Source organism: Rhizobium lentis, from assembly GCF_017352135.1.
Classification (GTDB): domain Bacteria; phylum Pseudomonadota; class Alphaproteobacteria; order Rhizobiales; family Rhizobiaceae; genus Rhizobium; species Rhizobium lentis.
On record NZ_CP071454.1, the window covers coordinates 3738208 to 3761073 of the forward strand.

Consider the following 22866-nt stretch of genomic DNA (forward strand, 5'->3'; position numbering starts at 1 on the left):
ACTCATGTCCCGATGGGACCGATCCCGAGACACGAAGTCTCAAAGATTCGGGGCATGGAATGACACACGACAGCGCCCAACCCATCCAACCTGAGAGGCGGCAGGTCTAACAGGCGGTCGCTCGCGTGTGGCATTCGGATGATATGCTGCGTTATGCATCTAAGTGGGTAATTCGGACTTCCGACATGCAAGGGACCACGGTGATACTAGGGGGGTACTTATTCACCGGCAGCATGCACCGAAACCTTCGGTCCACCTCGGTAGTGCTAGTGGAGGCCTCATTTCGCCAGACGCGCCAATATGTTTTATCATCCTAGTGGGGGCCTCATTCATGACCGGCATGCTGTATGACCTCTCAAGGTCAGCCGGCCAAATCGAAACATCATTTGCTTCCACACCGCATTGGACTTGAAGCTGTAATCAGAATCGCCCAGCATCTCTAGGTTCAAATAGGGGGGCATCGGTGGACGGTCAGTGGCTAGGGTCTTTCAACGGCACGAATAAAGGAACAGCGCTGATTGATCTTGACGATCATTCGGACCACGTCGCCGGCCACGCTTATGTATTTGACGACGATCCGACTCTCCCGGGGTTTCTCGCGCGGATCGACATACCGGATCGTAAGTCGGTCCAACATTTGGATGTTCAGCTCCAAGCACTTCACCCGTACACTAATGAGATAATACCCCTGGATCAGGTGCGGGAACTGTTTCCGGGCGCGACCATCCCGAACACGGCTAAACTCAAGCTCACTTTCAAGCAGCGCGTTCTGAATATTCAGTGGTCAACACCAGCCGGCACCCAGGGAACCGCGAGCTTGCCCGTCAGCAAAGCGGGGAAAGCCTCCGACTACAAGGCGCATCGCTCAACCAATACGTGGGAAAATTTCAAGCGGTTCGCGGTCAGCCTAGAACCGGGACGTTTCATGTTTCGCGGGCAGACACGTCCCTTTCGGTTGCGCACCGCCTTCCATCGCACCCGAAGGAAGGACCTGATTCGCTATGTGAGCGAGGACATCCCAACGCTTCACCGCATGCTGACCCCCAGAGCTAAGCACCTCTTCAATCTTGGCGATCCACTTCAGAATGGTGCCTTCTGGAACTTGGCGCAACATCATGGCTATCCGACACCGCTGCTCGATTGGACACATTCGCCGTTCGTTGCGGCTTATTTCGCATTTCGACCGGAGCGCCCCCCGCCGTCTCGCGGCAAGGACCATGTCCGAATACTGATGTTTGATCGCAAACAGTGGGGTTTGGACTTTAATCAGTTGCAACGGGTGCACTTTACCCGACCCCATTTTTCGATACTCGAAGCGTACGCAATCGAAAACGAGAGGGCCATTCCGCAGCAGGCGCTATCGAGCATAACCAACGTGGACGATATTGAGTCGTACATAAGGTTGCGGGAGGTGGAGAAGGGCCGATCCTATCTTGTTGCTTTTGACCTTCCGTACGATCAACGCGAAACGGTTCTTCGAGAGCTGCGTCTCATGGGCATCACAGCTGGTTCGCTGTTCCCCGGCTTCGACGGCGCATGTGAAGAGCTTCGTATGCGGCTCTTTGGTTGACGGGATCGTCTAACACCTGCCAACACGTCCAATGGCTGGCACACGATCTCAACGGCTTCTTTCGATTACCCTGGACACCTGTGTCGCCGTCCAGCTTCCACCCCGAGACGTCTTCACGCCGTTCTCGTTCAGTGCAGCCGCAATCTGCATCAAGGTCGCCCCGCCGTCTCTCATGGGTCCTATGGTCGCCATCAGCTTTCGGGCTTCTCCCGCAGCTTTTTCTTGAATTGCCTCGTTGCGCTTCATCGTCTTGTCCCGCAAGCCGCCAAGCTGAGACCCTCGGGACTTCGCCACTGCCAGCGCTGCTTTGGTACGGGCGGAAATGAAGTCGCGCTCCATCTCTGCCATGACCGCGTACATATGGAGCATGGCCTTGTCCGCCCTCGGGAGGTTCGCGACGGCAAACTTCACCCGCTTGTCCTCCATCAGGGTCGCGATGCGGGCCACCTTGCGGCTTAGCCTGTCCAGCTTTGCGACCAGCAGCACGGCTCCAGTCTTCCGGCAGAGGTCCAGTGCCTTCTGAAGCTCGGGGCGGTCGTCGTTAGTGCCGCTCTCGATGTCCTGAAAGCTGCCGATGACCTCGCAAGGCACGTCGCTGTAGTTCTTGAGGTAGACGTCAATGTCGAGGTCCTGAGCTTCCAGCCCCAGACCGCTGTGGCCTTGCCCTGCCGTTGAAACCCGAGTGTACCGTACGTACTGCAGCATTGTCTTGCATGTCCCGTTGTGCCTGTAAAAGGGCTCTACAGACAGACTTGTCTAATGTCAACGTTCGTTGTGCTTGTAAAAGCCGCCATTAATGCCTGGGCAGCTCCCGCCTCGTCCGATCTCTTGCCCGCATCTCAAACTTCCAGCATTCTGCGCCCAACCGGAGAGAGAAAATGCGTTTCATGTTCGTAGCCACACTCGGCTTGGGGCTTGTCGGATGCAACAACGTGACAACGTCGGAGCAGTGGCGCGAGGTTCGGCCCACAAGCAAAGACAGCCGTTTCGAAAGGGCCAAAGCAATTTGCAATGGCCGAGCGGGTGAAACTCAGGCGATGTCGGGTAGGTACTGGATTGCTGGCGCGATAGCATCGAGCAGCACGTTTAAGGCATGCATGGCGGAACAGGGGTTCGTCCAGTGACGCTATCGCCAGAGCAGGCTGCCGAGCTCCTCAAAGCTTGGGAAGATAAGTTGGCGGGTCGCCCAGCGACTGAAGGAGAACGGAAGATAATGGACCATTATCGGGATATCATGGCGGGCGTTTATATCTACGATCCAAAGACGCAGCCCTATGAGGAGGGTGACCTCTAGATTCCCAGCCACTTCCAACGAAAGAGGGGGTACCCTGGGGGATGCTCACCCTTGCCTTTCTCAATAATGGGGGCTCAGATATTTTCGGCGTTTTTTATAGCGAGTTCTGCAGGTCCTCATAACCGTATTGCGCCATTAGCTTGGCGACGTCGAAGTACCACAACGCCTTTGCTGTGAGCCAACAACTCAATGCTGTGTCCGCCCATTCATCGGCGACGTCCTGCCTTGAGGCATCTGAGGCGGCCTTCGCGAAATCGTACTTGATGTGCTCGACAATTTCCCGGACCTTAGGTCGGACCTCGGTCTCCCTATAGAGCGCCTTGGCTGCTAGGCGGGCCCCTCGTTGCTCTTGGGTCTGGTTGGCGTAGTACTCTGCCCACCGAGCCTGGGCTCTCTCCGACCACTTTGCCCGCTGCGCTGCTGTGGGCTCGGGCCTTACATAGCTTACCCTGTAAGCTTTCTGCCGTGCCCTCCGCTGTTCCTCGGTCAACCGGGGTTTCGCAGGACCGGCTTTCGCACGATATCGCTGACGGTAGCAGGCATTGAGGTTGTCTCGCCATTCTTCGTCGTGTTTTTTGCGGTTGTAGTATCTTCCCTGTGCAGCAGCGGCGGCAGCCTTGCGTTCCGCTTCAGTGGCGTAGGTCTTCCGGGGTGCCTTGCCCGCTGCTTCCTGCCTTTTGCGATAAGACTTCTGCTGAAGGGCTCGCTTGTGTTCGCGAAATTCCTCTTCGGTCATGCCAGTTCGTTTGGTGTAAGCCATATTCTCCTTTCATCTTGATTGTCTGTGTCGGTATTGCTGGCGAACGTCAGCCGCCGAAAGCCTTTGCCATGGCAGCACTGGTCACCTGAAGTACGGCTTCATCTCCACCGTAGCCTTCACCCACGCCGCCGTTGGTATGCCCAAGGATCATGTTCTGAACTTCCAGAGCGACCCCGGCCTTCCTCAGGTTGTCCTTGGCATTGTGCCGGAGCGAATAGAGAACATGCTTAGGGTTCGTCGTGATCAGCCGCATATGCTTCGACATGATGGCGGCGGAGACCGCACCCGCGCCTCCATCTCTGCCATAAGTTGGAAAAAGCATATGCGCTGCGGTGTCCCAATGCCGCTTCGACGTCTTCGTCAGTTTCAATGCCGTCTTCGCGGCATCCAGCGCCTTGCCAACCAAGGGTACCCATCTTTGCGTGATCTCGTCCTTAACCCGACGGTGGTCGTGCCATTCAATGCGGATATGGGGTATCGGTGAATCGACTCGGACGTCTTCTGCCCGCAGGCCCGTCACCTCTTGGGGTCGGCATCCTGTACCTGCCAGCAGGTCCCAAATTATCTGAACCTCTTCACCAGCGTGACCATGGATACGCTCGGTGACCTTGCGTAGGACTTCCGCTGGGAGAGGGTCCCGCTTGCTCTTCTTGGTGGCCGTAGGGTCCTTTTTGACCTCAAGGCCCATGAACGGATTACCGCATTCAAGGTCAAATTCCTTGATCGCCATATTGATGATTGCTCGAACCGTGTTCAGGTAGCGCTCTACGCTTTCGGGCTTACGCTTTTTCTCGGTCAGCATGAAGTCGCGCACTGCACGGCCATGCTCTCTCTTAAGGGCGGGTAGTCTTGTGAGAAAATGGCTCCCCGGGCCGGATTCGAACCGGCGACCTGTCGATTAACAGTCGAATGCTCTACCGCTGAGCTACCAGGGATCACTGCTTGGCGCGGTGTGAGTGGGCTAATACAAATGCTTGCCCGATTTGCCAAGCGGTTTTTTCAAAAAAATGAAATGAACTTGTATTTGGATGGTCTGTGCCCATCTCAGGGAAATGACAAATAGCAATGATCTCCAAGAGACGAGCGGCATCGAGAAGCGCAGGGAGCGGGCAGGGCGCTTCGGTATCGATCACGCAAGCCACAGGCTCATGCTCGGCTCCTTCAGCATTGGCATGCCGCGCTCACGCATCGCCAGGATGGCAATCGGCATGGCCCTCATTGTCTGCGGGGTGCTGGGCTTCCTGCCGATCCTGGGTTTCTGGATGCTGCCGCTCGGCCTCCTGGTGCTCTCGCATGACCTCTCCATAGCGCGCAGGCTTCGGCGTCGGCTGGCAGTCTGGTGGCACAGGCGGCGAACGCCTGCCGAGTGATGGCGGTTGTCCGAAGACGCTCCTGTTGGAACAGTGGATCGCTTTTCGCATTCGTGGTTTATCGAGCGTGAACCGAGCGGCGTTGGTCCGGGTGAGGAGATGAAGATATTTTTCATGGCTGTCCTGTCCGTCACGGCGATTCTATCAGGCACGTCCGCCGAGGCCCAAGCCGTCGACAGCCGTGGTTTTGACGCCAGCGGCAACTGCCGCCGTCCCGAAGGCTGCGTGATCGATCAAGGGCCAGGCGGCTATAACGGGCCTCGCAACTATCGCAATTTTAACGGCCGCAACGAACGTGACGGCGACAACGACCGTGGCCGGGACGAGCGCCGCTACCGCTCGCAGAACAGGACCGCGCTTGAGACGGTCAGCACCCTTGCCTGATCACGCCGTGCCCGTTGTCCGGCTCGAGCCCGCATCTATCCGGGTGAATGCGGCTATTTCGATCTCAGTTCGCTTTCCTCGAAAATCCTGCCATGGTCCCGATCGAGGTCGGTTGCCATTAACAGGCTGCAGGCGGCAAGCAGCAGAACGAGCTTCAGGCCGTGAGATACGATCGAGGCAGGCTGCCGACGGGCCGATGAGACGCGCGATGGCGCGATATAGTACGTGTAATAGAAGTGGGGATCGTTGGTTTCGAGGAGGTTCTGATAGACATGCGGCGGAATGTTCGCATGCCTCACCGGTGCGGAACCGGCGAACTTTACGTAGAGATCCCGGGTTTCGGCATCATATGCCGCACGTCCTTGCCTTGACTTGAGGGCAGCCCATTCCATCGCAGCTCCTATACCCTCCCACGGCGGTAAGATGGCGGCCAGGTGCTCGAAGTCAAGTTGAGAATTGGTCAATGCTGCCGGCGGCTCCTGGACGTCCGCAGAACAGAAATTCACCAGGATCTGCCGGTGTCGAAATCGTCGCACTCTTCCTCAGTCATCTGGCGGTGAACAAACTTGCCCTCGACGACCTTACGCATCACGTGGCCCGTGATCGGCATCTTCGTGTTGATGTCAGTGACAGGTTCAGTAACCAGGGCATAGCCCCATTCGTCTTCTTTGCCTCCGTTCAAATAGATCATCGAGATCCGTTTGAGCGCGGCAAGCAGTGAAAGGAAGATGTCTTTGGCGGTCCCGCCGAATGTCTCGTCGTGCATGATTTATCCCCAGAAATCGGGGATTATCCAAATCGGTTCACATTGCAATCCTAACTTTTTGGGTTGGATAACAAAAGGGCTGAACTTTTATTGATATTAGTTATCCATCCCCATCGTCATCTGCGCGTAGAGCCGGTTACGCAGAACTTTTCGCAACCGCTTATTGAGATGAAAAAAGGACCATATTCAGGATGAAAGGTCTTGCGCTCATTCTAGAGCTGGTCTAAATCGCGGCCACCACACGACATTTCCGATGTCGGTCACAGGTGAGGCCTCGTGGCGGAGTGGTGACGCAGAGGACTGCAAATCCTTGTACCCCGGTTCAATTCCGGGCGAGGCCTCCAACTTCCCCACCTCTGCTAAAGAGTTGCGAAACCGCGCTAATTTTCCGACGCGGTGCTCGGTCTGTGTTACTCCATGGAATAACCTACTCGACGCCTCGTCGGTCACGTCGGATTGCGGCGGGCTTCATGCGGGCTACGCCGGAGCGCGCTTCGCGATCGATCTTCTCAGGTCGCTTTGCCGTCCAGCAGCCCGCAGCATAAGATGCCGATGAGCGCTGCGAGGATAAAGAAATCGAACAGCGTGAAATATTCGAAAATCGCAGACATGGCCTGCTCCTCCCATTTCCTCCACTGCAAATCCTAACATGGAGGGGGGCATTCCACGCCTGAGGTGCAGCGCCTGGCCGTCCTGTGGCGCGAAAGAGGCGTCCGGCGGATTCTTTTCGCCGACCGTTGCCAAGCCTTGAAAGCGTCGGTGGCGGAGATTAAGAGACGAGGGACAGGAACCGCTTTTCAAGAGCGAGAGGACATAATGGATTTCGAAGCAGCGCGCGCAAAGATGGTCGACAATCAGATTCGCACGACGGACGTTACCTCGCATTCCGTGCTGACGGCCTTTCTCACGGTGCCGCGTGAGGATTTCGTGCCGGAGAAGGCGAAGATGCTGGCCTATATCGACAACGACGTCGAGATATCGGCCGCCGCACCCGGCAAGCCGGCCCGCTTCCTGATGGAGGCTTCGCCGCTCGCCAAATTGCTGCAGCTGGCAGCAATCGGCAAAGATGATTTCGTGCTCGAAGTCGGCTGCGGCACGGGTTACACATCGGCGCTGCTGTCGATCATCGCCGGCTCGGTCATCGCGCTCGAATGCGACGAGGCGCTGGCCGCAGAAGCGAAGGCAAAACTTTCCGGCTACGGCAAGGTCGAGGTCGTCACAGGTCCGCTCGAAAAGGGCTACGCCGCCGGCGCTCCTTATGATCTGATTTTCGTCAACGGCGCAGTCGAAGAGGTTCCGGCCGCTCTTCTCGGTCAATTGCGCGACGGCGGCCGCCTGGTCACTGTCGAAGGTCATGGCAATGCCGCTCGCGCCAAAGTCTTCGTCGCCGAACGCGGCGCCATTTCGGAGAATGTCTTCTTCAATGCTTCGGTCAAGCCGCTGCCCGGTTTCGCGAAGGCACGCGAATTCGTTTTCTGACGCTGTTCTCCCCGGTGAATTCGAGCAACGGGCGCCATCGGCGCCCGTTTTTGTCGGTGCTCTTGGAAAGCCTTCACAAACATCATTTATCCTGACGCTGTCGTCTCGGTTGCGAGCGGCAAGCATTGGGTAACAAAACTGTGCATGGCAGCATTCATTTGATTCGCGATGATTTTTTTCACGTCTGGGGTATTCTAAGGTCATGGTGATTCGGATGAATGCTCCACACCATCCGGTCGTTGTTTTGGGATAACGGGGATAGATATGGCTCAGCCAGGTGTAGCGCGTGAACCGTCCATGGAAGAGATTCTGGCCTCCATCCGCCAGATCATCGAAAGCAATGAACCCGGCGCCGGCAAGGCAATTTCCGCATCCCTGCCGCCGGTTTACGGCGCCGACGAGGACGAAAACGGCTCCGAAATTCATCTGACGGTGGATGACACCTATGCCGGCGTGGAGTTTCCCGAACCGGCCATGCGCTCGTCCGATCCGCGGTTCGTCGCTGCCAACTCGGCCGGCACCGCCCCTGAGACAGAAGCGCCGCCCCGCGCGCTGTCGCTTGCCGATGTCGCCGCACGAGTGCGCGCCGCCTCCGAGCGCAGCGCCGTGCAGGCCGGTCAAGCCCTGCGCGAAATTCCGAGCGGCTTCCGCCAGCCAGAGCCGCAGCCGGCCGTGATGCCGGAGCCGCCGCGCACTGTAAGCCCGCAGCCGCAGCCGGCACAGCCTGTTTTTGCCGCTGCCGCGGCACCTGTTTCCCCGGCTCCGGTCCAGCAGTCGGCCGAACCGACGTTTGACGAAACACCGCAGGCCCCAGTCGCCGAGCAGGCCGCTGAAATTGCGCCGCCGGTTTCTGAGCCCGCCCGCGCGTCGACCGAGCGTTTCCTGCCTAGCGTCGTGGACGAAGTCCAGTCGACACTCCTGTCGGAGGATGCCGGGCTGCAGATCAGCCGCTCTTTCGAAGAGCTTGCCGCCGCGATCGACGGTGCCGAGCGCCGCTCGCTGGATGAGATCGCCGAGGACATGCTGCGCCCGATGCTGCGCGAATGGCTTGATGACAATCTGCCGACGCTCGTCGAGCGGCTTGTGCGCGAAGAGATCGAGCGCGTGGCACGCGGCCCGCGCCGCTGATCGGATTGCTTTTTCTTGGAAAAGCCGCTCCGGTCTCCGGGGCGGCTTTTTTATTGACTTGGCTGTGCCCATCCTATTTACAAACCCCGATCCTCGAACCTCGAAATTGGTCAGAAAATGCTTGACAAGACCTATGATTCCGCCGCCGTCGAACCAAAAATCGCCGCGAAATGGGATGAGGCGGACGCCTTCCGCGCCGGCGCGAACGCCAGGCCGGGGGCCGAGACCTTCACCATCGTGATCCCGCCTCCGAATGTCACCGGCTCGCTGCACATGGGGCACGCGCTGAACAATACGCTGCAGGACATCCTGGTGCGCTTCGAGCGCATGCGCGGCAAGGACGTGCTCTGGCAGCCGGGCATGGATCACGCCGGCATCGCCACGCAGATGGTCGTCGAGCGCAAGCTGATGGAGCAGCAGCTGCCCGGCCGCCGCGACATGGGCCGTGACGCCTTCATCGACAAAATCTGGGAGTGGAAGGCAGAATCGGGGGGATTGATCTTCAATCAGCTGAAGCGCCTCGGCGCTTCATGCGATTGGTCGCGTGAACGCTTCACCATGGACGAAGGCCTGTCGGAGGCGGTTCTCGAAGTCTTCGTCACGCTCTACAAGGAAGGGCTGATCTACAAGGACAAGCGCCTCGTCAACTGGGATCCGAAACTCTTGACGGCGATCTCCGACCTTGAAGTCGAACAGCATGAAATCAAGGGCAATCTCTGGCATCTCCGTTATCCGCTGGAGCCGGGTGTAACCTATCAGTATCCGATCGCTTTCGACGAGGAAGGCAAGCCGACCGAATGGGAAACGCGCGACTATCTGGTCGTTGCCACCACCCGTCCGGAAACGATGCTCGGCGATACAGGTGTTGCCGTCAATGCCGAGGATGAGCGCTACAAGTCGATCATCGGCAAGCATGTAATTCTGCCGATCGTCGGTCGCCGCATTCCGATCGTTGCCGACAACTATGCCGATCCGACCGCCGGTACCGGTGCCGTCAAGGTCACGCCTGCGCATGACTTCAATGACTTCGACGTCGGCAAGCGGGCCGGTCTGCGCGCGATCAACATCATGAATATCGACGGCACGATTGCCATCAAGGACAATGAGGATTTCCTCGAAGGCCTCGATAATCCGGCCGCGTTGCATGGCGCCTGGGATCGCCTGGAAGGGCAGGATCGGTTTTATGCACGCAAGGTCATCGTCGAGATTTTCGAAGAGGCGGGCCTCCTCGACAAAATCGAACCGCATAAGCACATGGTCCCGCACGGCGACCGTGGCGGCGTGCCGATCGAGCCGCGGCTGACTGAACAGTGGTATGTCGATGCCAAGACGCTCGCCGAACCGGCGATCGCCTCGGTCCGCGAAGGGCGCACCAGGATGGTGCCGAAGAGCTGGGACAAGACCTATTACGAATGGATGGAAAATATCCAGCCTTGGTGCGTCTCCCGCCAGCTCTGGTGGGGACATCAGATCCCCGCCTGGTATGGGCCGGACGGCCAGGTTTTCGTCGAAAAGACCGAAGAAGAGGCGCTGCAGGCGGCGATCCAGCATTACCTCTCGCATGAGGGGCCGATGAAGGCCTATGTCGAGGACCTGCTCGAAAACTTCAAGCCGGGTGAGATCCTGACGCGGGACGAGGATGTGCTCGACACATGGTTCTCCTCGGCGCTTTGGCCCTTCTCGACTCTTGGCTGGCCGGAGAAGACGCCGGAGCTTGCGCGTTATTACCCGACCAACGTGCTCGTCACCGGCTTCGACATCATCTTCTTCTGGGTCGCCCGCATGATGATGATGGGCCTGCATTTCATGAAGGACGATGATGGCGAACCCGTCGAACCGTTCCAGACGGTTTATGTCCATGCGCTGGTGCGCGACAAGAACGGGCAGAAGATGTCGAAGTCGAAGGGCAACGTCATCGACCCCCTGGAACTGATCGACGAATACGGTGCCGATGCGCTGCGGTTCACCCTGGCAATCATGGCGGCGCAAGGCCGTGACGTGAAGCTCGATCCGGCCCGCATTGCCGGCTACCGCAATTTCGGCACCAAGCTCTGGAACGCTACTCGCTTTGCCGAGATGAACGGGGCAAAGAGCGACCCGCATTTCGTGCCGGAGGCCGCCGAGCTCACTATCAACCGCTGGATCCTCACGGAACTTGCCCGTACGGAACGTGACGTTACGGAAGCGCTCGAAGCCTTCCGCTTCAACGATGCCGCCGGCGCACTTTATCGCTTCGTCTGGAACGAAGTCTGCGACTGGTATCTCGAGCTCCTGAAGCCGGTCTTCAACGGTGAGGACGAGGGTGCAAAAGCCGAAGCCCAGTCTTGCAGCGCCTATATTCTCGAAGAGATCTATAAGCTGCTGCATCCCTTCATGCCCTTCATGACAGAAGAGCTCTGGGCGCATACCGCAGGCGAGGGCAGGGAGCGCGACACGCTGGTCTGCCATGCCGAATGGCCGTCGCCGTCCTATGCCGATGACGGCGCCGCCGACGAGATCAACTGGTTGATCGACCTCGTTTCCGGCATCCGTTCGGTCCGGGCCGAGATGAACGTACCGCCGTCGGCGACAGCCCCGCTCGTCGTCGTGAAGGCCAACAATCTGACGCGCGAACGGCTGTTCCGCCACGATGCTGCGATCAAGCGGCTCGCTCGCGTCGAGGCGATATCGCTGGCAGACGATGCGCCGAAGGGGGCGGCGCAGATCGTCGTCGCCGAGGCCACCATCTGCCTTCCGCTCGGCAATCTGATCGACCTTTCCGCCGAAAAAGCCCGCCTCGAAAAGGCGATTGCCAAGATGGAAGGAGAAATCGCCCGCATCAACGGCAAGCTCTCCAACGAAAAGTTCGTCGCCAACGCCAATCCCGAGGTGGTCGAGGCCGAGCGCGAGCGCCTTGAGGAGCTGGAGGGGCAGATCGCAAGCTTGAGGACGGCCCTCTCTCGGGTCAGCGAAGCCGGGTAAGCAGAAGCCGCTTTGATAAGACATTTCAAGGACGCCCCCCTCGCGGGGCGCGTCCTTTTTCTGCTGAGACGTACGCGATTCGGTCTTGAAGCGGTCGAGTTCAGGCCTCAGGCCTGTGGATTGTGGCTGTTCGAGCATGTCGCGGGCGAAAACTCGGACTGTTGTCGGTTTGATACAGCTTTCACGATGTTTGGAATGAACGCCCTAAAACAGCACCGAAATGGTGCCGGCAGTGGAATAGAATTTTATTAACCAGATTTTTTGACGTGTCCGTCAATTTCTTTACGTAAATTAGCCATTGCAATGATCGGGAGCGTCGCCGTGGGGCGCGTTGCCATTTCTGGCGAACACTTACACTGTGTCGCCACATGAATTGCTGGAGTGGGGGAGACACAATGGCATCGCGTATGTTTTCCAAGAGCGTAACGTCGCTCATTCTTCTTTCGTCACTGGCCTCGCCGTCCTTTGCCGGTGGCCTGGAGCGCGGCGGATACAATATCGATCAACTGTTCGATACGTCGCCTTTCTCGTTTCAGTCAGGTGTGACCTATGTCACACCGCAGAGAAGGCTGAAGGACGTTCGTGACACGGATACTTCGGCAGCGCCTGGGGGCGGCAATCTGAACACCCGTGCACACAGTGCCGACGAGACCGCGAATTACACCATCCCTTATATTGGCTTCAAGGCTGGTTTCGCCGATACAATCGACTGCCTTGTCGACTATTCCGAGCCCTTCGGTGGGCATTCCAATCCCGGCTTGAACTGGGCCGGCGCCAACAACAATATCGAGACGGAGATCAAGACCCGCAACTACGGCGGCACCTGCTCCTATCGTTTTGATGTCGGCCCGGGGCAGCTGCGCTTCATTGGCGGCGCTTTCTATCAGGAAGTTGAAGGCTTCAAGGAACGTCTGGTTTCTACAGTTCCGATCCTGATCGGTACCGGCAGTGGCATCGGCCGCCTTGATCTCGAGGATAGTGGCTGGGGCTGGCGCGCCGGTCTCGCCTACGAGATTCCGGAATATGCGATGCGTGCGAGCCTCGTCTATAACAGCCGCGTCAAATACGACAATCTGACCGGCACGGTGGACCTGACGCAGGTAACCGCGCCAATTGCACCGCTGAATGGCGCACCTTACGGCAGGGTCACGGACGTTTTCGGCTCTGCCGAAGCGCCGGATTCACTGGAGCTGAAAGTGCAGAGCGGTATCGCTCCGGATTGGCTCGCCTTCGGCTCAGTTAAGTGGACGAACTGGAGTATCCTCCAGTCTGTATCTTTCTGCCCGACGTCGACGAAGGGTCTGGTCGCCTGCAGATCCGGCGGTGCGACGGAGCTGACTTCGCTCGACCTTCTTTATCGTGACGGCTGGACGATTACCGGTGGTGTCGGCCACAAGTTCAACGATCAATGGGCAGGTGCAGTCAGCCTGACATGGGACCGCGGCACCAGCCAGGGATATGGTGCGCAGACCGATAGCTGGACGCTGGGTCTCGGTGCAGCTTATACCCCGACCGAACATATCGAATGGCGCGTAGCCGGCGCCGTGGGTGTGTTGACGAGCGGTTCGTCTGGCGTTGTGACCCAGGATGGCGTCACCTTTGGCGATGATGTCTCCTATTCCTTTGGCAATGATTTGGTCGCTGCACTGTCGACAAGTCTAAAGATCAAGTTCTAATTCGCGATTTGAAGAATTGAAGAGCCCGGTATTGCCGGGCTCTTCTTTGTTCGCGCCCGTTAATCATGTCATTTCCTGACGCCGTTTTGTGACGATTCAGCAACAGTTTTTTACGACGGTTGGCGTATGGTGGCGGCGGGGCGAGTTTGTCTATTTCCCGCCACAAAGAGGGCGCAGCGCTATTGGCAGACGAGCAGATGGCAGGCTTAGGGTGCGTGTAAATAGTAGCATGGGTGAATTTTTTCCGGCAACAGCAGATCATGCGGCGCGATTGGCGACAATCGTCCGATTGTGGCCGTTTCGCTCTTTGAACACGGCTGTTCCGGCCGCAAATCTGGCCTCGAAATGAGAATGTCGATCCATCCATCGCCGGTATTTTCGACTCGTTCGGCGGAGCAGCGCGGCTTTGGCGCAGAAGCCGATACTGGTTTCGTCACATTTGCTGTTTACGAAAGCAATAAAGGCGGGAAGGCGGATGCCGCGCCCGCCGAAAGAATGCCAGGCAGATTGCAGTCGGGCCATGCCGGGAGCCGGGTGGTTCCACATGATACGCTGAAAATTCGGCCTTTCGAAAAAGGCCAATGGGCTGGATGCGACGCGGGCAAAGGGGCCATGGAGCTCGCCGCGGGATCGCTCGCCTCGAAGGAATACATCGGCGGTATGCCCGGCGTCAGCGCCGGCTGCGTGCGATGAACGAAAGAAATCGGTTGAAATGGTAACGTCCGAGTTCAAACTGTTCAAATTCATGCTGATGGGCATGTGGATAGCCATGGCGCTGACCGGTCCTGTTCACGCTTTCGACATCAAGAGCGACGTCAGCAAGGAATCCGGTCCTTTCGACCTCTTCAAGTTCGGCTTCAAGGCCTATAAGAACGGACAGAAGGAGGAGGCGGTCGAAGCCTACAAATACGCCGCGGAAAAGGGTCATACCGGTTCGCGCTGGGCGCTCGCCAATATGTATGCCGATGGTGACGGCGTTACCCAGGATGATTTCGAAGCCTTCAAGATCTACAGTGAGATCGCTCAGCAGGGTGTCGAACCCGGCTCGGAAGATACCGGCTTCTTCGTCAACGCCCTTCTCTCGCTCGCCAATTACTACAAGCACGGAATTGCCGGCAGCCCGGTCAAGATCGACCTTACCCAGGCGCGTCAGCTTTATTTCCAGGTGGCCTCCACCTTCGGTGTTCCCGAAGCGCAGTTCCAGCTGGCGCAGATGATGCTGGCCGGCGAGGGCGGCAATGCCAGCCCGCAGCAGGCGAAGAAATGGTTGAACCAGGCCCGCAAAAGTGGTCATCCCGGCGCCATGGCGGTTTTCGGAAATATTCTTTTCGACGAAGGACAGACGGCCCGCGGTCTCGCGCTGATGACCGCCGCTCTCGACCGCTGCAAGCCGAAAGATTGCAACTGGATGGAAGCGCTGCAGGAGCAGGCCTTCTCGGTTGCGAACGAGGCCGACCGTCGCACGGCAGTTTCGCTGTCGCACGCCATCGCGAGCGGCTCAGCCGACTGACGCTTCATGCGGCATTGAAACTGCGCCTTCCATTGCGCGTCAGAAACGACGCGCTGCCCGGAACGTCAGGCCGCGAAATCGAAATAGGCGATGACAGGCACGTGGTCGGACGGCTTTTCCCAGGCCCGTACATGTTTTTCGATGGCTGCCGAGGTCATCCGGTCGGCAGCTTCCGGTGACAGCAGCAGGTGGTCGATTCGGATGCCGTTGTTCTTCGGCCATGCCCCCGCCTGATAGTCCCAGAAGGAATAGAGCCGCGTCGCATCCGTCGTCGCCCGCACCGCATCGATCAATCCGAGATTTTCGAGCCTGCGGAATGCGTGCCGCGTCTGCGGCAGAAACAACGCATCGCTTTCCCAGACCCTCGGATCGAAGCAGTCGTGCGGTTCGGGGATGACGTTGTAATCGCCGGCAAGCACCAGCATCTCCTCATAGGCCAGCCGTTCGGCTGCGAAGCTCCTCAGACGCTCCATCCAGGCGAGCTTGTACGGATATTTCTCCGTGTCGACGGGATTGCCGTTCGGGAGATAGATGCAGCAGACGCGCAGGATGCGCGTGTCGGGCAGCGTGAACACCGCTTCGAGGAAGCGCGACTGCTCGTCGAGCGGATCGCCGGGCAAGCCGCGGTTCACTTCGGAAGGTGAACTCTTGGAGAGGATCGCCACGCCGTTGAAGCCCTTCTGGCCGTGCGTTTCGACGTGATAGCCGAGCGCCTCGATCTCCAGCCTGGGAAAACCTTCGTCGATCGTCTTGATCTCCTGCAGGCAGACGATATCCGGATCGGAATCCTTGAGCCACTGCGTGAGATTGTCGATGCGCGCCTTGACGCCATTGATGTTCCAGGTCGCGATCTTCATGGTTCCATCCCGTTCCGCTGGATGCATGTCGCCCAGAAGCATGCTGCGGTCTGGGACAATCTCGTGCACTAAACAAAGAGCCAGGGCGCATCGCATGAATCAGCTTCGATGCGGCACGCCATGATGGGCTTCTTTTATCTTGGTCTTTCATCACCGGACAAGACGATAAACCGGCCGAAAGCAATTCTTCGGCCGGTTCATGGGGACAATGCCGTGCGTTCAGATGGTCAGATCGAGAAGCTTGTGCCACAGCCGCAGCTGGCCACCGCATTCGGGTTCTTGATCTGGAAGGATTGACCGAGCAGATTGTCGACGAAGTCGATCTCGGATCCCGCCATGTAGACGAGCGACAGGCTGTCTATCAGCACCTTGGCGTCGTTCTTTTCGACGATGATGTCGTCGTCGCTTGCGCTGTCGGCAAGGTCGAACTTGTAGGAAAAGCCCGAACAGCCGCCGCCTTCGACGGAAACGCGCAGGGCGTTTTTGCCGGCCTGCGAACCGATGATCGCAGCGATCCGCTTTGCCGCGGCATCCGAAAGAGTTACACTCGTATCCGTCATATTTCCTCCTGCCGGGGTCAAGATCCGGAGAGAATGGGTTTTGGCACAGAAATGTTCAAATGCCTGATATCAAAGGAACTTACCATGTTCTTCGCGAAAAGGCCATGATGCGCCGAAGCGGTCGGGCGAGCGCCTCTTTGCCGTTTCGTCGGGCTATAGGTATGAAGAGGGCAAAGCGGCGTCAATGGGCAGATGCGGCAACAGGCAGAATGACGGTGAAGAATGACGATTGACAGGCGGGCTTTAGGTTTCGGCGGCAGCGAAAGGGCAGTCTATGCGGCAGACCCGTGGACGACGCGTGGGCGTCTCTATCCGGAAGACGACAGCCCGACGCGCTCCGATTTCCAACGCGACCGCGATCGCATTGTCCATACCACTGCCTTCCGCAGGCTCAAGCACAAGACCCAGGTCTTCATCGCCCAGGACGGCGATCATTACCGGACCCGGCTGACTCATACGATCGAGGTGGCACAGATCGCTCGCGCACTCGCCCGCGCCCTGAAGCTCGATGAGGATCTAGCCGAGGGCGTGGCCCTCGTCCACGATTTCGGCCACACACCGTTCGGCCATACCGGCGAGGACGCGCTGCACGAGGTGTTGCTGCCCTATGGCGGCTTTGACCATAATGCCCAATCGCTGCGCATCGTGACCAAGCTGGAGCGGCGTTATGCCGAATTCGACGGCATCAATCTCACATGGGAAAGCCTCGAAGGTCTCGTCAAACATAATGGTCCGCTGCTGACGCCGGAGGGAGTCGGCACACGCGGCCCCGTTCCGCAGCCGATTCTCGATTATTGCGAATTGCACGATCTCGAGCTCGCGACTTACGCCAGCTTGGAAGCTCAGGTCGCGGCGATCGCCGACGACATCGCCTATAATACCCACGATATCGATGATGGTCTGCGCTCCGGCTATCTGAGTTTCGACATGCTGGAGGAAATCCCCTTTCTTGCCAGGCTGATGGCCGAGGTGAGGGGGCGATATCCGCACCTGGAGGCGAGCCGCTTCACCCACGAGATCATGCGCCGTCAGATCACCCGCATGGTCGAGGACGTCATCGGCGTTGCGCAGGAGCGCCTTTCCCTTCTTCGCCCCGAGAGCGCTGCCGACATCCGCGGCGCCGACCGGGTTATCGCCACATTTTCCGAAGAGATGGCCGAAACCGACAGGCAGATCAAGGCGATGCTCTTCAAGCGCATCTACCGCAATCCCGATATCATGCGCATCCGCGCCGGCGCAGCCCAGATTGTCACCGATCTCTTTGCCGCCTACATGGCCAGTCCCAAGGAAATGCAGAGTCATTACTGGGTCGATCATATCGCCGGGCTCTCCGATGCTCCGAAAGCTCGCCATGTCGGCGACTACCTCGCCGGTATGACCGACACCTATGCCATCAGCGCGCACAGGCGATTGTTTGACCACACTCCGGATTTGCGATAGGCAGCGGTCGCCCGCCGGAGCCCGATTTTGCGCCTTGGCACAGCCTATGCATGGAAGAGTGCGATGAACCTTTTTACCGACTTCGAAGCCAGGATCAAAACCGCCCTTGAACAGATCGATCTGGTCAGGGAAAGGCGATCCGAGCTCGATTTCGGCCGCATCACCGTCGAACCGCCGCGCGACGCGAGCCATGGCGACGTTGCGACCAACGCCGCGATGGTGCTGGCAAAACCGCTTGGAACCAATCCTCGCGCCCTTGCAGACGTCATCATCGCCAAGCTCAAGGAAGATGCCGACGTCGCCGATGTCTCGGTCGCAGGTCCCGGCTTCATCAACATCCGCCTCGCCGTCGGCTATTGGCAGCGGCTGCTCGCCTCGATGATCGGCGCCGGCACCGACTATGGCCGTTCGACCCTCGGCGAAGGCCGGAAGGTCAACGTCGAATATGTCTCGGCCAATCCGACCGGCCCGATGCATGTCGGCCATTGCCGTGGCGCCGTCGTCGGCGATGCGCTCGCCAACTTGCTCGCCTTTGCCGGTTACGGCGTCGAGAAGGAATACTACATCAACGATGCCGGCTCGCAGATCGACGTGCTCGCCCGCTCCGTCTTCCTGCGTTACCGCGAGGCGCTCGGCGAGCGGATCGGTGAAATCCCCTCGGGCCTCTATCCGGGCGATTATCTCGTGCCTGTCGGCCAGTCGCTTGCCGCCGATTACGGCGTGCGGCTTCACAATATGCCGGAAGAAGAATGGATGCCGCTCGTCAAGGATCGCACGATTGATGCGATGATGGCGATGATCCGCGAAGATCTGGCGGCGCTGAATGTCCATCACGACATCTTCTTCTCCGAGCGCACCTTGCATGCCAACGGTGCGGCAGCGATCCGCACCGCGATCAACGATCTGACCTTCAAGGGTTATGTCTACAAAGGCACCTTGCCGCCGCCGAAGGGTCAGCTTCCCGAAGATTGGGAGGATCGCGAACAGACGCTGTTCCGCTCGACCGAGGTGGGCGACGATATGGACCGGCCGCTGATCAAGTCGGACGGCTCCTATACCTATTTCGCCGCCGACGTCGCCTATTTCAAGAACAAGTTCGACCGTGGCTTCGAGGAGATGATCTATGTGCTCGGCGCCGATCACGGCGGGTACGTCAAGCGCCTGGAAGCGGTTGCACGCGGCGTTTCGGAAGGGAAGGCGAAGCTGACGGTGCTGCTCTGCCAGCTGGTCAAGCTCTATCGCAACGGCGAGCCGGTAAAGATGTCGAAGCGTTCGGGCGATTTCGTCACGCTTCGGGACGTCGTCGAGGAAGTCGGCCGTGATTCGGTCCGCTTCATGATGCTTTACCGCAAGAATTCCGAACCGCTGGACTTCGATTTCGCCAAAGTGACGGAACAGTCGAAGGATAATCCCGTCTTTTACGTGCAGTATGCGCATGCCCGCTGCATGTCGGTCTTCCGGCAGGCGAGGGAGGCTTTTCCAGGCTTCGATGTTTCGCCCGAGGATCTTGCGAAAACCGTTGCTGGCATTGACGATCCGGCCGAATTACAGCTCGTCGCCAAGCTTGCCGAATTCCCGCGTGTTGTCGAGGCGGCGGCCCAGGCGCAGGAGCCGCATCGCATTGCTTTTTACCTCTATGACCTCGCCAGTTCCTTCCACGCGCACTGGAACAAAGGTAAAGATCAGCCGGAATTACGATTTGTTAATGATAAAAACCGAGAATCAAGTATTGCCAGGCTTGGGCTGGTGTACGCCGTCGCGTCGGTTTTGAAGTCGGGACTCGCCATTACAGGCACTGCCGCACCTGACGAAATGCGATAACGTCACCATTTACCCACAATGCGCTGGCATTCGAGTGTTGGCGTTTGCGAGTGGGATAGGCATGGCTGAGAAACAACTTGCGTATGATGCGCGCGGAAAAGATGATCTGTTTGCTGACGACGATCCGTTGGCCGAGCTTGCTCGTATCGTCGGCTTCGAACCGCGTGTTGCAGCGAATACGGTGAGCGCCGCTCGGCGCGAGCCTGCCCTCGATCTCGAGGACGAGCTCGGGCGTCAGTTCGATCGTTACGATTCGCCGCGTCCGCTCGCAGAACTCGACCGGCCGGCCGAGCCGATCTCTGATGGCGTCGCTCCGGAAGACTATGTTGAGCCCGTTCTCGATGCTTCGCCTGGTGCCGCAGGCGCGGATGTTCCGGAGCCCGTCTCCGTTGGCCCCGTCGTCGCAGAAGAAGCAGCCGAACCTCCGGCGAGGAACTGGGACGTGGCCACTGCAGACTGGGCGGCCGGTCCACAGCCGCTTTCTGTTGATCCTGCCGCCGAGGTGCCGACCCAAGCCGCTTTCGGCGGCGCCCGCGACCTGATCGAGGAACTCGAATTGTCGATCGGCGCAGCGCCGGTCTCTTCACTGGCGCAGCCCGCCAAAGCCCCGCAGTGGTCGGCTGCCAGCATCAGGCTTCCGCTCGCCAATTTCCACGCTCCCAAGCGCGAGGAGCCCGTGGCTCCGCCGGCGGCTGCGGTCGAGCCGGCCGCCGAGGCGATTGCCGCACCTGTGGCTGAGGCGCCCGCTGACCCGATGGCTGAAGCAGAGGTTGCTGATCTTGCCCCGGCGGAGCCGGTGGCCGTGGTCGAGCAGCCGGCGCCTGTCGCCGCTGTCGAGCCTCCCGAGAAGTTCCAATCCGCGTCGCCATCGCTCGGCTTTCCTGCCGAGCTCGATCGCCATGATGAGGTAATTGCGCCGCAGGAAACTGCCGAAGCCGAAGAGTTCGTTGAAGTCGAGGACGAGCTGGAAGAGTTCAGCTCCGACACCGGTTTTGATCTCGCGGCCGCCGTCGAGGGCGAGATCCAGGCCGACGCCGCGCTGACCGAGGTCGTGCCCGAAGTTCCGCACACCGTCGGCACTTTCGATCTCGATGACCTGCTGGCCGACGTCTCGCGCTATCCAGTGCCCCATCCGGTCTTGCAACGCGCCAATCTGGCACCTGTTTCGTCGCAATCCGCCTCCGCCGAAGTCACGCCCGCTGCCGCCACAAAGGTTCAGCCCGAGGCGATCGCGCCCGTACCTGTCGTTGCAGCACCTGTCCTGTCGGCTCCGATGGAAGCGGTTCCTGCCCATGCTGCCGAAGCCGCAAGACCGGTCGCGCCGCAGCCCGCCGAGGTGGTCGCCCCGCCCCAGCCTGCCGCAACGGCATCTTCACGGTCGCCGCAGCCCGCGCCGGAAGCTGATGATCCTTTCGCTGGCCATGATTTCGAACTGGATCTCGCCGGCATCGAGTTGGAACTTGCCGATCTCGATTTTTCCGAAGCATCCGAGCCTGCGCCGCAGCCAAAGGCTGAGCCGGTATCCTCTGCGACCCAGCAGGCAGCGCCTGTCCGCCCGCACGACGCCGCCCCGGCGCGGTCCGAACCGGCCTTCGCCGCTGAGCCGCCGACCCCAGCTCCGGCTCCGGCCTTCAACTGGGCAGCTGCTACAGAGGCACCTTCCGCGGAATCGACCGAAGACCTGCCGTTCGATCCGGCGATGATCTCCGATCCGGAGGATCGTCCCGAAACGGTGGACGACATGCATGTACCGGCCTTGCCGCCGGTCGAGCAGCCCGCTTCGGTCGCGAAAACCGCGGATTTCGATTTCGATCTCGACGCGGAGATCGCGAGTTTCTTTGAACCGGCCAAACCGCGCGAAACGCCGGTGCCGGCCCGTGATGCGGCTGCTGCGGCAAAGCCGGCCAAGCCGACCATTGCCGACGGTCTCGATGATTTCGAACGAGCGCTGGAGGAGGATTTCCGCCGCAGCGTGCGCGAGCCGGTCGAGCGCCGCGAGACCTCCGAGGTCCACATCGAGTCGGCAAGCCAGGCCGCTGATTTCAGCCGCGCCCGGTCGATGCGCCGGCTGCTTGCCGGGGCCGTCGTGCTGGTGGTCTTCGCCGGCGTCGGTTATGGCGTCTATTCCTCCGTCTGGAACGGCGAAGGGCTTGGCATTGTCGCGTCCGGCGAGCCGCGCGTGATCACGGCCGACAAGGAGCCGGTCAAGGTCGTTCCGGAAAATCCCGGCGGCAAGACGGTTCCGAACCAGGATAAGGCCGTCTACGATCGCGTTGCGGGTTCTGCCGAGGAGCCGAAGCAGAAGGCGCTCGTTTCCTCGGACGAGGCACCCGTCGATGTCGTCCAGCGCACTCTGACGCCGGAGGCGTTGCCGGAGGATGACGAGAACGCCGGCGCCGAGGATCGGGTCACGCCGACGGCGGTTGGTGAAACGGAGGATCCCCGTCTGCTGCCGAACCAGGCCAGCGCCGACGACGCTCCCGCAAGCGACACCGACAAGACGCCGGCCGTTTCGCCGCGTAAGGTCCGCACGATGATCGTCAAGCCTGACGGCACCCTGGTCGCCCGCGAGGAAGCGGCGCCCGCCGACCAGCCGGTTTCCTCTGCGCCGATTGCCCAGACGACCACGCCTGCGCAGCCGCCGGTAACGGCCCGCTCGGCTCCGTCTGCGCCGTCGGCCCCGGCCGCACCGCCGATTGCCGGCACGGCTGCGAGCTTCCCGGCAGCCGCCGAGGTTGCTTCCGCCGATGCGCGTTCCGCAGCACCTGTCGAAACCACGCCGGCACAGCCGTCGCCTGCCGCAACGGCCGATGTTCAGCCGGCAAATCCCGCGCCGGTCGATGCGCCGGCACGGCCGGTCAAGACGACGCCGATTGCCGATACGGCCCCGGTTCCGATCGCCCGCCCGGCCGATCAGCCCGTCAACGTCGTCGGCACCGTCACCGATAAGGGCAATGTCCGTTCGCCCGCGCAGCAGCCGAAACCGACGCAGGTCGCCTCCGCAACACCGGCCGCCCAGCCGCAGCAGGCCGCATCCGCCGGCGGATACGGCATCCAGATCGCCTCGCTGCCATCGGAAGACGAGGCGAACAAATCCTATGCCAGCCTGTCGAAGAAATTCGCCGGCGTGCTTGCCGGCCGCGCTTATGAGATCCGCAGGGCCGATGTTGCCGGCAAGGGGACTTTCTACCGTGTTCGCATTCCGGCCGGCTCCAAGGACGAGGCCGCGGCACTTTGCGAGAAGTATCGTGCCGCCGGCGGTAGCTGCCTGATCTCCAGGTAACATCGGA

19 protein-coding genes and 2 tRNA genes are annotated in these 22866 nt (G+C 59.7%); 13 read left to right on the plus strand and 8 right to left on the minus strand.

Features of this window, described 5'->3' with window-relative positions:
* The first annotated feature begins 463 nt into the window (after positions 1–463).
* Positions 464–1570 carry an FRG domain-containing protein gene (locus J0663_RS18010; RefSeq protein WP_207241756.1) on the plus strand — a complete coding sequence of 369 codons (1107 nt, stop codon included), beginning with the start codon at positions 464–466 and terminating at the stop codon, positions 1568–1570.
* A gap of 48 nt (positions 1571–1618) precedes the next feature.
* Here the strand turns inward: J0663_RS18010 and J0663_RS18015 are convergent, their stop codons facing one another.
* The 4 genes from J0663_RS18015 to J0663_RS18030 all read right to left on the minus strand — a co-directional run bounded on the left by J0663_RS18015 (position 1619) and on the right by J0663_RS18030 (position 4559).
* Positions 1619–2275 carry a recombinase family protein gene (locus J0663_RS18015; RefSeq protein ID WP_207241757.1) on the minus strand — a complete coding sequence of 219 codons (657 nt, stop codon included), beginning with the start codon at positions 2273–2275 and terminating at the stop codon, positions 1619–1621.
* A 683-nt stretch (positions 2276–2958) separates the two neighbouring features.
* The gene (locus tag J0663_RS18020; RefSeq protein ID WP_207241758.1) at positions 2959–3624 is read right to left on the minus strand and encodes a hypothetical protein; all 666 of its coding nucleotides are present in this window, start codon (positions 3622–3624) and stop codon (positions 2959–2961) included.
* A gap of 46 nt (positions 3625–3670) precedes the next feature.
* Positions 3671–4426, minus strand: coding sequence for a site-specific integrase (locus J0663_RS18025; protein ID WP_207241759.1), 756 nt, complete (start codon positions 4424–4426; stop codon positions 3671–3673).
* A gap of 58 nt (positions 4427–4484) precedes the next feature.
* Positions 4485–4559 (minus strand) — tRNA-Asn (locus tag J0663_RS18030).
* A gap of 117 nt (positions 4560–4676) precedes the next feature.
* Between J0663_RS18030 and J0663_RS18035 the strand changes: the two genes are divergently transcribed.
* Both J0663_RS18035 and J0663_RS18040 read left to right on the plus strand, forming a co-directional pair.
* Positions 4677–4994: a PGPGW domain-containing protein gene (locus tag J0663_RS18035; RefSeq protein WP_207241760.1), complete on the plus strand. Its 318-nt coding sequence runs from the start codon at positions 4677–4679 to the stop codon at positions 4992–4994.
* Between the two features lie 99 nt (positions 4995–5093).
* Positions 5094–5378, plus strand: coding sequence for a hypothetical protein (locus tag J0663_RS18040; protein ID WP_207241761.1), 285 nt, complete (start codon positions 5094–5096; stop codon positions 5376–5378).
* A 53-nt stretch (positions 5379–5431) separates the two neighbouring features.
* Here the strand turns inward: J0663_RS18040 and J0663_RS18045 are convergent, their stop codons facing one another.
* Both J0663_RS18045 and J0663_RS18050 read right to left on the minus strand, forming a co-directional pair.
* Positions 5432–5770, minus strand: a complete 339-nt coding sequence (locus J0663_RS18045) for a KTSC domain-containing protein (protein WP_207241762.1) — start codon at positions 5768–5770, stop codon at positions 5432–5434.
* A gap of 110 nt (positions 5771–5880) precedes the next feature.
* Positions 5881–6144 carry a hypothetical protein gene (locus J0663_RS18050; protein WP_207241763.1) on the minus strand — a complete coding sequence of 88 codons (264 nt, stop codon included), beginning with the start codon at positions 6142–6144 and terminating at the stop codon, positions 5881–5883.
* 270 nt (positions 6145–6414) lie between these two features.
* On the opposite strand from J0663_RS18050, the gene J0663_RS18055 reads away from it, so the two are divergent.
* The 7 genes from J0663_RS18055 to exoR all read left to right on the plus strand — a co-directional run bounded on the left by J0663_RS18055 (position 6415) and on the right by exoR (position 14898).
* A tRNA-Cys gene (locus J0663_RS18055) sits at positions 6415–6488 on the plus strand.
* Positions 6489–6960: 472 nt separating this feature from the next.
* A complete protein-coding gene (locus J0663_RS18060; protein WP_207241764.1) occupies positions 6961–7623 on the plus strand; it encodes a protein-L-isoaspartate O-methyltransferase family protein in 663 nt (220 codons plus the stop codon).
* Positions 7624–7887: 264 nt separating this feature from the next.
* Positions 7888–8751, plus strand: a complete 864-nt coding sequence (locus J0663_RS18065; protein ID WP_207241765.1) for a PopZ family protein — start codon at positions 7888–7890, stop codon at positions 8749–8751.
* 117 nt (positions 8752–8868) lie between these two features.
* Positions 8869–11712: a valine--tRNA ligase gene (locus J0663_RS18070; protein ID WP_207241766.1), complete on the plus strand. Its 2844-nt coding sequence runs from the start codon at positions 8869–8871 to the stop codon at positions 11710–11712.
* Between the two features lie 395 nt (positions 11713–12107).
* Positions 12108–13388, plus strand: a complete 1281-nt coding sequence (locus J0663_RS18075; protein WP_207241767.1) for an OmpP1/FadL family transporter — start codon at positions 12108–12110, stop codon at positions 13386–13388.
* A 351-nt stretch (positions 13389–13739) separates the two neighbouring features.
* Positions 13740–14081 (plus strand): hypothetical protein, encoded by a 342-nt coding sequence (locus J0663_RS18080; protein ID WP_246590308.1) that lies wholly within the window; start codon positions 13740–13742, stop codon positions 14079–14081.
* A 19-nt stretch (positions 14082–14100) separates the two neighbouring features.
* Entirely contained in the window at positions 14101–14898 is a 798-nt protein-coding gene (gene exoR / locus J0663_RS18085; RefSeq protein WP_207241768.1) for an exopolysaccharide production regulator ExoR, read from the plus strand.
* A gap of 65 nt (positions 14899–14963) precedes the next feature.
* Here the strand turns inward: exoR and xth are convergent, their stop codons facing one another.
* Positions 14964–15755 (minus strand): exodeoxyribonuclease III, encoded by a 792-nt coding sequence (xth, locus tag J0663_RS18090; protein WP_207241769.1) that lies wholly within the window; start codon positions 15753–15755, stop codon positions 14964–14966.
* A gap of 227 nt (positions 15756–15982) precedes the next feature.
* Complete coding sequence (gene erpA, locus J0663_RS18095) at positions 15983–16315, minus strand: iron-sulfur cluster insertion protein ErpA (RefSeq protein ID WP_207241770.1); 333 nt, start codon at positions 16313–16315, stop codon at positions 15983–15985.
* Positions 16316–16537: 222 nt separating this feature from the next.
* Between erpA and J0663_RS18100 the strand changes: the two genes are divergently transcribed.
* From J0663_RS18100 to J0663_RS18110, 3 genes are all read left to right on the plus strand, one after another.
* Positions 16538–17755, plus strand: coding sequence for a deoxyguanosinetriphosphate triphosphohydrolase (locus tag J0663_RS18100; RefSeq protein WP_207241771.1), 1218 nt, complete (start codon positions 16538–16540; stop codon positions 17753–17755).
* A gap of 63 nt (positions 17756–17818) precedes the next feature.
* Positions 17819–19576, plus strand: coding sequence for an arginine--tRNA ligase (argS, locus tag J0663_RS18105; RefSeq protein ID WP_207241772.1), 1758 nt, complete (start codon positions 17819–17821; stop codon positions 19574–19576).
* 61 nt (positions 19577–19637) lie between these two features.
* A complete protein-coding gene (locus J0663_RS18110) occupies positions 19638–22859 on the plus strand; it encodes an SPOR domain-containing protein (protein ID WP_207241773.1) in 3222 nt (1073 codons plus the stop codon).
* Positions 22860–22866 lie beyond the last annotated feature (7 nt).

Bases quoted from the DNA above. Each gene is read 5' to 3' on its own strand.
- J0663_RS18045 (WP_207241762.1), bottom strand. From the start codon at position 5,770: ATGGAATGGGCTGCCCTCAAGTCAAGGCAAGGACGTGCGGCATATGAT.
- argS (WP_207241772.1), top strand. From the start codon at position 17,819: ATGAACCTTTTTACCGACTTCGAAGCCAGGATCAAAACCGCCCTTGAA.
- J0663_RS18015 (WP_207241757.1), bottom strand. From the start codon at position 2,275: ATGCTGCAGTACGTACGGTACACTCGGGTTTCAACGGCAGGGCAAGGC.
- J0663_RS18075 (WP_207241767.1), top strand. From the start codon at position 12,108: ATGGCATCGCGTATGTTTTCCAAGAGCGTAACGTCGCTCATTCTTCTT.
- J0663_RS18100 (WP_207241771.1), top strand. From the start codon at position 16,538: ATGACGATTGACAGGCGGGCTTTAGGTTTCGGCGGCAGCGAAAGGGCA.
- J0663_RS18080 (WP_246590308.1), top strand. From the start codon at position 13,740: ATGTCGATCCATCCATCGCCGGTATTTTCGACTCGTTCGGCGGAGCAG.
- J0663_RS18070 (WP_207241766.1), top strand. From the start codon at position 8,869: ATGCTTGACAAGACCTATGATTCCGCCGCCGTCGAACCAAAAATCGCC.
- J0663_RS18065 (WP_207241765.1), top strand. From the start codon at position 7,888: ATGGCTCAGCCAGGTGTAGCGCGTGAACCGTCCATGGAAGAGATTCTG.
- J0663_RS18040 (WP_207241761.1), top strand. From the start codon at position 5,094: ATGAAGATATTTTTCATGGCTGTCCTGTCCGTCACGGCGATTCTATCA.
- exoR (WP_207241768.1), top strand. From the start codon at position 14,101: ATGGTAACGTCCGAGTTCAAACTGTTCAAATTCATGCTGATGGGCATG.
- J0663_RS18110 (WP_207241773.1), top strand. From the start codon at position 19,638: ATGGCTGAGAAACAACTTGCGTATGATGCGCGCGGAAAAGATGATCTG.
- erpA (WP_207241770.1), bottom strand. From the start codon at position 16,315: ATGACGGATACGAGTGTAACTCTTTCGGATGCCGCGGCAAAGCGGATC.
- J0663_RS18035 (WP_207241760.1), top strand. From the start codon at position 4,677: ATGACAAATAGCAATGATCTCCAAGAGACGAGCGGCATCGAGAAGCGC.
- J0663_RS18025 (WP_207241759.1), bottom strand. From the start codon at position 4,426: ATGCTGACCGAGAAAAAGCGTAAGCCCGAAAGCGTAGAGCGCTACCTG.
- xth (WP_207241769.1), bottom strand. From the start codon at position 15,755: ATGAAGATCGCGACCTGGAACATCAATGGCGTCAAGGCGCGCATCGAC.
- J0663_RS18060 (WP_207241764.1), top strand. From the start codon at position 6,961: ATGGATTTCGAAGCAGCGCGCGCAAAGATGGTCGACAATCAGATTCGC.
- J0663_RS18020 (WP_207241758.1), bottom strand. From the start codon at position 3,624: ATGGCTTACACCAAACGAACTGGCATGACCGAAGAGGAATTTCGCGAA.
- J0663_RS18050 (WP_207241763.1), bottom strand. From the start codon at position 6,144: ATGCACGACGAGACATTCGGCGGGACCGCCAAAGACATCTTCCTTTCA.